At 72.3% G+C, this 12,471-nt stretch carries 12 protein-coding genes; 7 read left to right on the plus strand and 5 right to left on the minus strand.

The features are described from left to right. Positions 1-12 precede the first annotated feature (12 nt). Positions 13-1,188, plus strand: coding sequence for a PP2C family protein-serine/threonine phosphatase (locus tag RF647_RS13325; protein WP_368812121.1), 1,176 nt, complete (start codon positions 13-15; stop codon positions 1,186-1,188). A gap of 33 nt (positions 1,189-1,221) precedes the next feature. Here RF647_RS13325 and RF647_RS13330 read toward each other — a convergent pair whose 3' ends face one another. The 3 genes from RF647_RS13330 to RF647_RS13340 all read right to left on the minus strand — a co-directional run bounded on the left by RF647_RS13330 (position 1,222) and on the right by RF647_RS13340 (position 3,251). Continuing rightward, the gene (locus tag RF647_RS13330; RefSeq protein WP_368812122.1) at positions 1,222-1,533 is read right to left on the minus strand and encodes a hypothetical protein; all 312 of its coding nucleotides are present in this window, start codon (positions 1,531-1,533) and stop codon (positions 1,222-1,224) included. Between the two features lie 363 nt (positions 1,534-1,896). Continuing rightward, on the minus strand, positions 1,897-2,451 hold the full coding sequence (locus RF647_RS13335) for a thymidylate kinase (protein WP_368812147.1): 555 nt from the start codon (positions 2,449-2,451) through the stop codon (positions 1,897-1,899). 314 nt (positions 2,452-2,765) lie between these two features. Continuing rightward, positions 2,766-3,251: an Lrp/AsnC family transcriptional regulator gene (locus tag RF647_RS13340; RefSeq protein ID WP_368812123.1), complete on the minus strand. Its 486-nt coding sequence runs from the start codon at positions 3,249-3,251 to the stop codon at positions 2,766-2,768. A gap of 164 nt (positions 3,252-3,415) precedes the next feature. On the opposite strand from RF647_RS13340, the gene RF647_RS13345 reads away from it, so the two are divergent. From RF647_RS13345 to RF647_RS13365, 5 genes are all read left to right on the plus strand, one after another. Then, the gene (locus RF647_RS13345; RefSeq protein WP_368812124.1) at positions 3,416-4,675 is read left to right on the plus strand and encodes an MFS transporter; all 1,260 of its coding nucleotides are present in this window, start codon (positions 3,416-3,418) and stop codon (positions 4,673-4,675) included. A 146-nt stretch (positions 4,676-4,821) separates the two neighbouring features. Then, positions 4,822-5,454, plus strand: a complete 633-nt coding sequence (locus tag RF647_RS13350) for a dihydrofolate reductase family protein (RefSeq protein ID WP_368812125.1) — start codon at positions 4,822-4,824, stop codon at positions 5,452-5,454. 390 nt (positions 5,455-5,844) lie between these two features. After that, a complete protein-coding gene (locus tag RF647_RS13355; RefSeq protein WP_368812126.1) occupies positions 5,845-6,738 on the plus strand; it encodes a zinc-binding dehydrogenase in 894 nt (297 codons plus the stop codon). 37 nt (positions 6,739-6,775) lie between these two features. After that, entirely contained in the window at positions 6,776-8,002 is a 1,227-nt protein-coding gene (locus RF647_RS13360; protein ID WP_368812127.1) for an SGNH/GDSL hydrolase family protein, read from the plus strand. Positions 8,003-8,345: 343 nt separating this feature from the next. After that, positions 8,346-9,677, plus strand: a complete 1,332-nt coding sequence (locus RF647_RS13365; protein ID WP_368812128.1) for a serine hydrolase domain-containing protein — start codon at positions 8,346-8,348, stop codon at positions 9,675-9,677. On the opposite strand, the gene RF647_RS13370 is transcribed toward RF647_RS13365, so the two are convergent. After that, entirely contained in the window at positions 9,678-10,538 is an 861-nt protein-coding gene (locus RF647_RS13370) for an LssY C-terminal domain-containing protein (RefSeq protein ID WP_368812129.1), read from the minus strand. It abuts the gene before it with no gap. A 97-nt stretch (positions 10,539-10,635) separates the two neighbouring features. Beyond that, positions 10,636-11,604 (minus strand): GlxA family transcriptional regulator, encoded by a 969-nt coding sequence (locus RF647_RS13375; protein ID WP_368812130.1) that lies wholly within the window; start codon positions 11,602-11,604, stop codon positions 10,636-10,638. Between the two features lie 160 nt (positions 11,605-11,764). On the opposite strand from RF647_RS13375, the gene RF647_RS13380 reads away from it, so the two are divergent. Further along, positions 11,765-12,406 (plus strand): isochorismatase family protein, encoded by a 642-nt coding sequence (locus tag RF647_RS13380; protein WP_368812131.1) that lies wholly within the window; start codon positions 11,765-11,767, stop codon positions 12,404-12,406. The last annotated feature ends 65 nt before the right edge of the window (positions 12,407-12,471 follow it).

Genomic DNA, 12,471 nt, shown 5'->3' on the forward strand with positions numbered 1-12,471 from the left:
TAACCTGGGGGCATGCAAACGCACACGGCTCCCACGGAGGCCGCACGGATCGATGCCCTGCACGCCCTGAACGTCCTGGACACCCCCCGGGAGGAGCGCTACGACCGTGTGGTGCGCCTCGCCCAGGAGGTCTTCGGGGTGAAGGCCGCGGCCGTGAACCTCATCGACGCCGACCGGCAGTTCACCAAGGCCGAGGCGGGACTGGACGGACTCGTCCACGCCACCCGCACCGACTCGCTGTGTGCGCGCACGGTCGACCGGGACGCCCCGCTGATCGTCGCCGACGCGATGACCGAGCAGTGCTTCGCCGGCAGCTCGTTCGTCACGGGGGACGACCCGGTGCGCTTCTACGCCGGTCACCCGCTGCACGCCCCCGGCGGTGAGCCGGTCGGGTCCCTGTGCCTGGTCGACAGCGTCCCGCGCGAGCTGGACGAGCGGGAGCGGCGCATCCTGGCGGAGATGGCCGGGTGGGTGGAGCGCGAGCTCGCGGCCCAGATGGAGCTGGACCGGGCCGAACAGATCCAGCAGATGCTCATGCCCCGCACCGGGCTGGTCACCCCCGCGGTCGAGGCCGCCGGACGGTGCCTGCCGGCGCGGTCCATCGGCGGGGACTTCTACGACTGGATGGTCCTGGGCGACGAGGTGCAGGCGATGGTCACCGACGTGATGGGCAAGGGCATCCCCGCGGCTCTGCTGTCCGCCTCGGCGCGCGCCGTGCTGCGCGGGACGTTCCAGTACAACCCCCCTGCGGAGGCCATGAAGCGCGCGGCCGGGGCGCTGACCCCGCTGCTGGAGGAGGCGGGGGCGTTCATCACCGCCTTCATCGCCCGGGTGCACACCGGGACCGGGGAGATGAGCTACATCGACGCCGGCCACGGCCTGGCGCTGATCCTGTCCCCGGACGGCACCCACCGCCGGCTGATCTCCTCGGGCCCGCCCCTGGGGGTCGTGGCCGAGTGGATCTGGGACGTGCACACCACCACGCTGCTGCCCGGGCAGACCCTGCTGGTGGTCTCCGACGGCTATCTGGACTTCTTCGACGACCTCGAGTCGGCCGTCGAGACCGCCGCAGCCCTCAACACGCTGGCCGGCACCGCCGAAGAGCTCGTGATGCTGTGCAGCGACTACGCCGGCACCTCCGGCGCCGATGACGACACGACCGTCCTCGCGCTCCGGCGCACCGCCTGAGCACCCACCGGCCGCTGCGCCCGGCCCGAGGGCTCACCCCACGTGCCGGCAGGCGGGCTCGCTCGTGTAGGTGAGGACCACCTCGTCGTCCTCGGGGCGTTCCCGGGAGGAGCGGTGGCTGACGGCGGCCAGCACCGCGGTGATGACCGCCTCGTCGTCCTCGGGGCGTTCCCGCTCGGAGCTCCGGCGGCCGGGGGGACGCCCGGCGCTTCCGGCCGGTGCGGCGCCGGGCCGGGTCTGCTCCCGGGGCAGGACCTGGAATCCTCGAACGCTGGTCCCGATCGTCTGCGGCGCCGGCGGTGCGGGCGGTGTCGATCCGGAGTGGATGTTGGTCGTCGTGGTCATCGCGCTTCCCTACTTCGTCGTAGTGGTGTGCTCGGTGGTGTCGTGCCGCGCCCGGTCGGTGTCCGCCCCCGCGGGGCGTGACGCTTCCGGTGTAGTTTCCCGCTTCCCGGACTCCCAGGACCGTCGCGGGGCCCGCGGGTCACGGCGGTCCGGGTGGAACCGGGCGCGCCGGTGGACGCCGAGGAGTCCGGGAGTCGCAGACGGCGCGCTGGTGGGGATTCGCCTCTGCCCGCAGGTGGACCTGAGACTAGCGACCCGGGCCACGGACCGAAACCGCTCGGCGAAATATGTCGACGCATGGGGCGCGCGAAGGGCGAGAGCGCGCCGGGCGACCCGGGAGGACCGGTCAGGAATTCCCGTCCGTCACCGGCCGGTGAGCCCGGTGACCCGGGCGAGAACCGACTCGGGCGCCCCGGTGGCGTCCACGACGGTCCAGCCCAGAGCACCGGCGAGCTCCAGATAGGCCGCCCGGGCCGCGCGCAGGTACTCCAGCGACTCGTGGTCCTGCCCGCGGGCGAGGATCCGCGCACGGGCGGTCGCGGCCGGGACGTCGAGAACCACCACCACGGCCCCGCGCAGCGCCCTGACCGCCAGCCACGGCAGGACCCGGCCCGGTGGCAGACCCCGGACCTGCCGCAGCACCGACTGGCACACCAGGTGGCGATCGATCACCACCAGACCGTCCCGGTGTGCGGCACGCACCTGGGAGACCAGGACGTTGGCGGTGCGCACCACGGTCTCGAACCGGTCCGCCCACCGCAGCGGCACCTCCACCCCCCACCGCGCCGAGGTGCGTGCCAGCCAGCGGCGGCCGGACCGGTTGCGCAGCACGGCCGCCTCCCGCCCCGCCTCTTCCTCCGCCGCCACCAGTGCCGCGGCGGTGGTCGTCTTCCCGGCCCCGTCGACGCCCAACAGCACCACGGTCCGGGCCCGGCGATCCGGCAGAGCTCCGGGCCGCCGCCCTCTCCGGGCCGCAGCGGGACGGCCCCGGATCCCCGTCATCGGACTGCTCCCGGTGCTGCTGGACAAGACACGGCGCACGGCCTTCCTGAGAGTCGGAGGCTTCGCGGACGTCCCGCGGCGCGGCACGGGGACAGAAGCCTGGAGGCCCCCATCCAACCAGTCCCGGGAACCGGTGGGCTGATCGGTGCCCGCGCGAGGACAGCGTCCGCCGCCGCGCGGGCATCGTGGGGTGGACGCAGCGGGCTTCGGGGGTCGCCGGGGAGCGACCCTCACGCTGACGTGCGGTCACCCTCCGTCAGCGTTCGCAGGAGGGGTTGGACGCGGTAGGGGATCTGCTCGCTGAGGGCCAGGGACGTCTCGGCGCGGAGGACTCCCCGGATCCGCAGGATCGAACGCAGGACGGCGTGCAGATCGCGGGTCTCCCGCGCCGCCACTCGGCACCAGACGTCCCCGCGCCCCGAGATCTCGTGCACCTCCAGGACGTTGTCGATGCCGCGCAGGGCGGTGACGACGGCGTCGAGCTCCCGGTGGGTGACCTCTAGGGTGAGGAACGCCAGGACGTCGAAGCCCACGGAGGCCAGGTCGACGTCTCGACCGCCGGAGCGCAGCACCTCCCGGCGCTCGAGCCGGCGCATCCGCGAGACCACGGTGTTGCGGGCGACCCCGAGCGCGGCCGCCACCTCCCCGATCTGCGCCCGGGGGTACCGCAGGAGGTGCAGCAGCAGCCCGATGTCGACGGCGTCCAGTGTGGTCACGGTGGTCTCCCTGTCAGTTGTCCGACTCCAACTTTTGATCAGCGTGATCAGTTCCGCAAGCATCTCCGTGGTGCCGAACTTAGTCTCCGGCAGACTGCGTGAGCACACTGCGCCGGCCACCCACGGCACAGCCCGCAATCGCCGCTCCCACCGGAAGGCCCGCGATGACCGTGTTCAACGAGCTGACCATGCGCTCCGGCACAGCCGACACAGGCAGGGGATGGAACGCGGGGTCGCGCTCCCGCCTGGTGCTGACCATGTGCACGACGGCGCTGCTGCTGGTGGGCGCCAACCTGGCCACCCCGCTGTACCCCGCGCTGCAGGAGCGCCTGGGGCTCGGCCCCTTCGCGGTGACGGTGGCGTTCTCCTCCTACGTCCTGGCCCTCATTGCCGGGCTCGTCCTCTACGGGCACTGGTCGGACCACATCGGGCGGCGCACTGCCCTGGTGCTGTCGGTCCTCGTGGGACTGGCCGGTGAGATCGTCTTCGCGACCGCCGGGGGTCTCGCCGGTCTCGTGACCGGTCGGGTCCTGCAGGGCGCAGCCGTCGCGATGGTGACCGGCGCCAGCAGCGCGGCGCTCCGGGAGCTCCTGCCCCACCGCCCGGAGTGGGCCGGCCGCTTCACCCTCCTGGCGTCGGCGGGCGGAGTGGCGGCAGGCCCCCTGCTGGGTGGCGTCCTGGGGCAGCTGCCCCACCCGACGACGACTCCCTTCGCCGTCCACTGCACCATGCTGATCGCCGTCCTGGTGCCACTGTGGACACTGCACGCCCGGCCGGCCATCGCCCCGGCCCCGGGATCGGCGGCCTTCAAGGCCCTGCGTCCGCGCCGTCTCTGCCTGCCGCTCGGGGTCCGCACGCGGTTCCAGCAGGCGGCCGCGGTCGGTTTCCTCAGCTTTGCGCTCTTCGGCTTCAGTCTCTCGCTGGCTCCGGGCTACTTCGCCCGAACGCTGGGGGTGAGCTCCCCGGCCGGGATCGGGGCGCTGGCGGCCCTCGTGCTCATCGGATCCGCCGCGGCGCAGCTGGTGGGAAGCCCCCGCGTCCAGGCCCTGCCCGGGGCGCTGGTGGGGATGGCCCTGGGCACGGCGCTGATCGGGGTGGCGGGCGCGCTGTCCAGTCTGCCGCTGCTGCTCCTCGCCGCCCTGTTCGCCGGGGCATCCCAGGGCGTCGCGTTCCGCACGGCGTACAACGAGCTGTCCGTGGCCGTTCCGGCCGCCGACAACGCCCGGGTGGTCAGCGCGGTCTACGTCGTGACCTATCTGGGCAGTGCCGTGCCGGTCCTGGGCCTCGGGGTCCTGGCCGGCGCGGTGGGCGTTCCCTCGTCCGTCCACTGGTTCGCGGGCACCCTGGCCGCCGCGTGCCTGCTGCTGGCGGGAACCGTCCGGCTCCGGGCCCGTCGCGGCCCGCGGCGCGGACAGCAGGTCTGACCGGCCGGGGCACGAGGGACAGTACGCGGGGGACCGCCGTCAGGCGATGATCCCCGGCGGCGGCCACAGGTGACTCTTTCCCCGGGTGCGCCGAGCAGTCATCATCGTGGGACGACGGAGTCGCCGAGTGCGAAGGAGCACCAGCCATGTCACGGGCCCGCGTCCACAACTTCTCCATCTCCCTCGACGGCTTCGGCACCGGTGAAGGTCTGAGCCGGGACGCCCCCTTCGGGCACGCCGGACAGAGGCTGCACGAATGGATGATCGCCACCCGGTGGTGGGATCCCGGCGGCAGCGGTGGCGTGGACGACGCCTTCGCCCAGCTGCACGGGGTGGGGATCGGCGCCGAGATCATGGGGGCGGGGAAGTTCGGTCCTCCCGGGTGGCACGAGGACCCCGGGTGGGAGGGCTGGTGGGGTCCCACCCCACCGTTCCACACGCCCGTCTTCGTCCTCACCCACTCCCCGCGCCCCTCGATCGAGATGGAGGGCGGCACCACGTTCCACTTCATCGACGCCTCACCCGCAGAGGCGCTCGAGACGGCGCGCACGGCCGCCGACGGCCAGGACGTGCGCATCGGCGGGGGCCCCACCACGGTCCGCGACTTCCTGGCGGCCGGGCTCGTCGACCACCTGCACGTGGTGGTGGTCCCGATCCTGCTGGGCCGCGGCGTGCACCTGTGGGAGGGGCTCGAGGGCCTGGAGGCGGACTACCGGGTCGAGGCCACCTCCTCGCCCCGTGGAGTCACCCACGTGACCTTCACCCGGACGAGCGCCTGAACCGGGGTCGCGAAGGCTGAGGCGAACGTGGATCACAGGTGATCCCGGAGGCGGGTTGCCGGCCGGGTGCGGGCAGGCCGTGCGCAGCATCGCCCTGCCCGCACCCACACCGCGACCGTCAGCCCGTTGGCATCAGCACTGACCGTGACCCAAGACGAGGGATGACCACGACTCCACCCCTCCCCCGGACACGCGTCGCCGGCGGGACCATGATGGCGGTCGTCACCACCGGTGTCGGCGGCTACGAACGTCTCGTGCTCTCCCGAGTGCCCATCCCCGAGCCGGGCGAGGGTGAGGTGCTGGTTCGCGTCCTGGCGGCCGGCATGAACAACACCGAAATCAACACCAGGCTCGGCTGGTACTCGTCGTCGGTGACGGCAGGAACGAACGATGTGTCCGAGGACCTCGTCGGAGACGCCTCGACGAGACCGGACGGGGGGCTGGAACGCGGCAACCCCGTTCCCGCTGATCCAGGGCGCGGACTGTTGCGGGCGGGTCGTGGCCGTCGGTCGTGGGGGCGACGAGTCCACCCTCGGGACACGGGTGCTGATCCGCGCCTGCATGCGCACGCAGGGTTTCTCCTCCTGGGACACGACCTGGCCGGGCTCCGATCTCGACGGAGCCTTTGCGCAGTTCGTCGTCGTCCTGGCGCACGATGTCTTCCCGGTGGACTGCGACTGGAGCGACGCGGAGCTGGCAACCATCCCGTGCGCCTACGGGACGGCGGGGAACATGGTCCGCCGCGCCGGCATCAGCACGGGGGCACGGGTCCTGGTGACCGGCGCCTCCGGCGACGTCGGATCGGCCGTGGTGCAGCTCGCCAAGCGGCGCGGAGCCCACGTCGTCGGCATGGCCGGCGACGCCGAACGGGACCAGGTCCGCGCCCTCGGTGCCGACGAGGTCATCGGGCGGGACGACCCGCGGAACGTGCTGGGCGCGGACGGCGTCGACGTCGTGATCGACAACGTCGCCGGGCCCGGCTTCCCGGCAGTGCTGGGCCTCCTCCGGAGGGGCGGGACGTACGTCTCCTCCGGGGCCATCGGCGGCCCCCTCGTCGAACTCGACATGCGCACCCTCTACCTGAAGGACCTCACCCTGATCGGGTGCACGGCGTGGGACGAAGAGGTGTTCCCTGACGTAGTCTCCTACATCGAGCGCGGAGAGATCCGGCCTCTCCTGGCGAGGGTATTCCCGCTCGAGCAGATCGCGGCCGCCCAACGGGAGTTCCTCGAGAAGACGCACGTCCGCAAGTTCGCCCTGATTCCGCCCGACCCCGCACTCTGAGCCACCGTTGCCGGACCCGACACACCCTGGGAGGACCATGCCGATCCCCGACCGACACTGCACAACACCCGTCACCGACGACCTCCTCCACGGCGTCCTGGAGCTGGAGCGCACGGACGACGGAGTGATCCCGCACCGCCTCCCCGCTTGGGCCAGGAACCAGGCCCGCGACCCGCAGCTGGCCATGGCCGAGTCCCAGCCCTCGGGTGCGCGGCTGCTCTTCGCGACCGAGGCGAGCCGCATCGAGCTCCGCGGGCGCGCCACACGCTTCCGGTACGAGGGCGCACCACCGCGCCCGGCCGGCGTCTTCGACCTGCTGGTCGACGGCCGGCGCACCCGGCAGGCCGGCCTCGAGGCCGCGACCGTGGTGAGCATCGACATGACCACCGGCGACCGGCAGACCACGCAGGCCGAGATCGGCGGCGTCGTCTTCGACGACCTGCCCCGGGGCCCCAAGACGGTCGAGCTCTGGCTGCCGCACAACGAGACCGTGGAACTGGCCGAGATCCGCTCCGACGCCCCCCTCCGGCCGGTGAAGGACCCGCGCCCGGTGTGGGTGCACCACGGCAGTTCGATCAGCCACGGCTCGAACGCGGTGCATCCCACCGGCACCTGGCCGGCGGTCGCCGCGAGGCGGGCCGACCTCAATCTGCTCAACCTCGGCTTCGGGGGCAGCGCGCTGCTCGACCCGTTCACCGCACGCACCATCCGGGACACCCCGGCCGAGCTGATCAGCGTCAAGCTCGGCATCAACCTGGTCAACCTCGATCTGATGCGGCTGCGGGCCTTCGGACCCGCAGTGCACGGGTTCCTCGACACGATCCGCGACGGCCACCCCCACACCCCGCTGCTGGTGATCTCCCCCCTCCTGTGCCCGATCCACGAACACACCCCGGGACCCGGCGCCTTCGACCCGGAAGCCCTCGCCCGGGGTGAGATGCGGTTCCGGGCGACGGGCGATCCCGGCGAGGTCGCCGCCGGCAAGCTCACCCTGACGGTCATCCGTGCAGAGCTGGCACGGATCGTGACGGAGCGGGCGCACGACGATCCGCACCTGTTCCACCTCGACGGACGCGAGCTCTACGGGGAGTCCGACGCCCAGGAACTCCCCCTGCCCGATGCCCTCCACCCCGACGGGACCACGCACCTGCGGATCGGCGAGCGTTTCGCCGAGTTCGCGCTCGACCACGGTTCGCTGCCGGCCACCGATCGACGCCCGAACCCACCCAGATCCTCGGAGCACGGCCGGCGACCCACCTCGTGACTCGGTGCGCCCAGGCGGCGCCCCGGCCGCAGAAGGGGTGTGACATGTTCGGTGGTTGGGTAACGATCCGGGGCAGGTCGGCCGGCCGGTCCGGAAGGCCGTCCTACGCTGGGGGCACCGCCTGTCCCATGAGTCCGCCGGGGCCGGTTGGTGATCCAGGGCCGTGGACCGGCCCGTCATCTCATCGATTCCATGGCCCGTGCGTGCTGTCGGGATGTGCCTTCGCGGTGGAGTGCGGCGCAGGGGTCGACATCGTCGCCCATGGCGACTGAGCCGGAAGCACTGTTCTCCGGGTGCAGGCCCTCCCCGGAAGCGGCCTGCGCCGATCGAGAAGGAAACGAAGATGTCCGCACCTGCACGATCCACACGCCACACGTTCGCCGCCGCCACGGCGGCGGTGCTCCTCCTCGGGACCACCGGCGGGGCAACCGCCGGGCCGCCCTCCCCGGCCGGGCCGGCGGCCACCCCGGCCGCCGCGGCGGCACCGTCGGCTCCGGCCACGGGCTCCGAGGCCTGTGTCACCGATGTCGACGACGTCGTCACCCGAGAACCCTCCGCGCAGATGTCCGAGCCGCTGCCCGAGGAACTGGCGACGACGTTGGACGCCGCCGCTCGCGCCTCGTTCGCCCAGGCCTCCACTCCCGGTGCGGTGGTGGGGGTCTCCTCCCCGGAGGGCACCTGGACGGCCGCCTACGGGGTGGCCGACCCGGCCACCGGGGAGCCCATGGAGGTGGGGGTGCACACCCGCGTCGGATCGGTCACCAAGCCCTTCACCGCCACCCTGGTCCTGCAGCTGGCCGAGGAGGGCGAGCTCTCCCTGGAGGACCCCATCGCCGACTACATCGACGGCATCCCCAACGGAGAGCAGATCACCCTGCGCCGGCTGGCGGACATGACCAGCGGGGTGGCCAGCTACACCCGCAGCACCCAGTTCACGGACCGCTTCTTCGCGGATCCGCAGCAGGTCTTCACCCCGGAGGAGCTGGTCGCCGTCGGCGTCTCGGAATCCCCCCTGTTCGCCCCCGGTGCGCAGTTCGACTACTCCAACACCAACTACATCCTGCTGGGCCTCGTCGTCGAACAGGTCACCGGCCAGCCGGTCGGGGAGGTCCTGGAGGAGCAGATCTTCGACCCGCTGGGACTCGACGAGACCGTCTGGCCCGGTACCTCCACCGAGATGCCGGAACCCTACGCGCAGGGCTTCACGCTTCAGGGCGACACCGCGACCCCTGAAGCACCGGCCAACGCCACCCACTGGAACCCCAGCTGGGGAGCCACCGCCGGGGCCCTGATCTCGGAGGTGGACGACCTGCTGGCCTACGGCCGAGCGATGGGCACCGGGCACGGACTGCTGGAACCGGAGGCCCAGCGAGAACGCCTCACCTCGTTCCAGCCCCCCGAGTCCGGCTACGGGCTGGGCTTCGGGTGCATCGACGGCTGGGTCGGGCACACCGGGACGCAGCCCGGGTACAACACCACCGTCTACTACGACACCACCACCGACACCACCGTGGTCGTGCAGGCCACCAGCGACATCCCCTCCGGGGACTGCCCGGAGTCCCCGGTGCTGGCCGACGACCCCAGGACCCTGCCGTGCGCCACCCCGGCCACACGGATCTTCGCCGAGGTCTCCACCGCCCTGGGCCACACCTTCACCCCCAACCCCGAACGCTGATCACCCGCTCCACCGAATCGAGCGGACGTCGATGATGGGCAGGTCCCCGTCCGTCTCGATGGCGTCCCCGCCCCCGTTGCGGGCGTGATAGCCGGTGGAGTACTGCTCGACGACGTGGACCGTGGCGCCGACCGAGTGCAGGGACGAGACGACGAGATCACGCTCGCGGTCGGTGTCCGCGGCGATCTTGTGCGTGATCTGGAGGGTGAACAGGGACAGTCCCACGCGCCGGTCGAAAGTCGCCGCCCCGATGAGGTCGACGGCGTACCCGCCCGGCAGCCTCCACCCCGGCGGGCAGCTCCAGAACCGGACGTGGTGGCGCTGGGCCGGGCTGCCCGCCACCTCCCGCTCGAACGCCAGGGACTGCCGGGACCCGAAGGCGAACAGGGGGCTGACGGGCGCCGCCGGGTAGCTCCGGCGCAGCAGGGACGCCCGCACGATGCGCCAGCCGGTGCCCAGGCTCAGCGGATCCGCGGCGGTCCAGCCGGCCCCGACCATCGCGGCGGACAGCTGCTCGGGGGTACCGACCACCGCCAGGTTGACCGGGTCCCCCAGCAGGCCGTCGGAGGTGCGGGCCCGCCCGATGAAGTAGCTGGGGACGTAGATGCCGGTGAGCAGACGGTTCAACCGCGGCAGGAGCACATAGGCCGTCAGCACCCACAGCGGCAGGAACAACCAGGGCAGACGCCCGTCGTCGTCGACCTCCTCGAGGACGAGATGGTAGACGCCCCAGCCGGCCAGCACGCTGGTGACGAGGAAGCCGGACCGGTGCGCCCACAGCACCACGGTGGCCCGCCGGGCCCCGCCCCTGGGCAGCGGGCTCCGCTCCTCGCCGTCGGGGTGCCCACGTCCTGCATCCATCTCGTGCTCCCCGCCCCGTGTCCCGCACCGGACGCCCCCGGCGCCGATCATGGTGTCACCAGGCTAAGGGGTGCTCCGGACGTTCCGGAGCCTGCACCTAACGGGATTCCCCGCCAGCCTCTCGGGTGGCGAAGCTCCGCCGGTAGGCGGACGGCGTGGTCGCGTAGGCCGAGACGAAGTTCTGCCGGAGGGTGACAGCGCTGCCGAAGCCGCAGGCCAGCGCGATCCGGTCGACACCCCAGCGCGTGGTCTCGAGCAGGCTGCGGGCCTCGTCGAGGCGTCGCGCGAGGACCCAGCGGGCGGGGGTGGTGCCGGTGGTGTCGCGGAAGCGGCGCACGAGGGTCCGGCGGCTCATCCGGGCGTGGGCGGCGAGCTCGTCGATGGACAGGGGCTCGTGCATCCGGGCCATCGCCCAGTCCAGCGTGGCGGCCAGGGGATCCCCGCTGTCGGGCCGGGCGACCGGGCGCTGGATGTACTGCGCCTGGCCGCCCTTCCGGTGCGGGGCCACGACCAGGCTGCGGGCGACCCGGTTGGCGGCCGCGGCACCCAGGTGCTTGCGGACCAGGTGCAGGCAGGCGTCCAGGGAGGAGGCCGTGCCGGCGGAGGTCATGACGTCGTCGTGGTCGATGTAGAGCACCGAGTCCTCGACAGCCAGCTCCGGGTGACGGGACGCGAGTTCGTCCATCCCCTCCCATTGGGTCACGGCGGGCCGCCCGCCCAGCAGGCCGGCCTCGGCGACGGCGAAGGCCCCCATGCACAGACCCACCACCCCGGCGCCACCGGCATGCGCGCGCAGGAGCACGGCGCGCAACGGCTCGTCGACGGCCACCGGCGGATAGGGCCAGGAGGGGATCACCACCACGTCGGCGTCCTCGGCAGCTTCTGGCCCGGCGAGACGGCCCAGCGAGTAGCCCTCCGCCGTCGTGACCATGTCCGCGCCCGTGCTCCACAGCACCGTGTCCCAGCCCTCGGCCAGACCCAGCCGGGTGACCTCGCCGAACACCAGTTGCGGCACGGCCAGGTGGAACATCGTCACACCCTCGAACGCATGGATCGCGATCCGCACCTTGTCATTCCCCTCATACCGGGTCCACCACGGAGGAGAAGTGGCCCGATCCCATCGTGATAGTGCACGCGGGCCGATCGCGGCGGCGACCGGCATGGCAGGAGCATGAAGACGGGCCGAGCACCACAGCCTGCCCATCCCACTTTCCAGAAAAGACACCGTGACCATTCCCCGCCGCGCCCTGATCGTCGTCGACGCCCAGATGGAGTACTTCGACGGCCCGATGTCCATCCAGTACCCGCCCCTCGAGGTGTCGCTGGCCAACATCGGCCGGGCTCTCGCGGTCGCCGCCGAGCAGGACATGCCGGTCGTCATGGTCCAGCACGAGACGGACGAGGGCGCCCCCATCTTCGCGCCCGGCTCGACGGGATACCCGCTCCACCCCGATCTCGAGCAGCTCGACAACCGGCAGTGGAAGCAGGTCGTGAAGGGGTACGGCAGCGTCTTCGCCGGCACCGGCGTGGCCGAGTGGCTGCGCGAGCGCGGCGTCGACACGATCACGGTCGTCGGCTACATGACCAACAACTGCGACCTGGCCACGGCGGTCGAGGCCGAAGGACTCGGCTTCGCCGCCGAGATCCTCGCCGACGCCACCGGCGCGATCCGCCTCGCCAACGAGGCCGGTCAGGTCTCGGCCGAGGATCTGCACCGCACCCTGATGGTGCTGCTGCAGTCGAACTTGGCCGCGGTCACCACCACGGACGGCTGGAGCGGGGCGGTCGCCGGCGGCGAATCACCGGTCCGCAGCAACCTCGTCGCCTCGGCGATGAACGGGGCGGAAGCGTTCACCAGCGGTTCCTAGACGGTATGTCGTGACCGCCCAGCCTCGCTGGGGGGGGTCGGGCCGGGGGCCACCGAAGGACACCC

Source organism: Kocuria sp. CPCC 205263, from assembly GCF_040981075.1.
GTDB classification, from domain to species: domain Bacteria; phylum Actinomycetota; class Actinomycetes; order Actinomycetales; family Micrococcaceae; genus Kocuria; species Kocuria rosea.

Excerpts from the sequence above, each read along its gene's own strand:
- RF647_RS13370 (WP_368812129.1), bottom strand. The coding sequence starts at position 10,538 with ATGGATGCAGGACGTGGGCACCCCGACGGCGAGGAGCGGAGCCCGCTG.
- RF647_RS13350 (WP_368812125.1), top strand. The coding sequence starts at position 4,822 with ATGTCACGGGCCCGCGTCCACAACTTCTCCATCTCCCTCGACGGCTTC.
- RF647_RS13345 (WP_368812124.1), top strand. The coding sequence starts at position 3,416 with ATGACCGTGTTCAACGAGCTGACCATGCGCTCCGGCACAGCCGACACA.
- RF647_RS13325 (WP_368812121.1), top strand. The coding sequence starts at position 13 with ATGCAAACGCACACGGCTCCCACGGAGGCCGCACGGATCGATGCCCTG.
- RF647_RS13355 (WP_368812126.1), top strand. The coding sequence starts at position 5,845 with ATGTGTCCGAGGACCTCGTCGGAGACGCCTCGACGAGACCGGACGGGG.
- RF647_RS13330 (WP_368812122.1), bottom strand. The coding sequence starts at position 1,533 with ATGACCACGACGACCAACATCCACTCCGGATCGACACCGCCCGCACCG.
- RF647_RS13365 (WP_368812128.1), top strand. The coding sequence starts at position 8,346 with ATGTCCGCACCTGCACGATCCACACGCCACACGTTCGCCGCCGCCACG.
- RF647_RS13360 (WP_368812127.1), top strand. The coding sequence starts at position 6,776 with ATGCCGATCCCCGACCGACACTGCACAACACCCGTCACCGACGACCTC.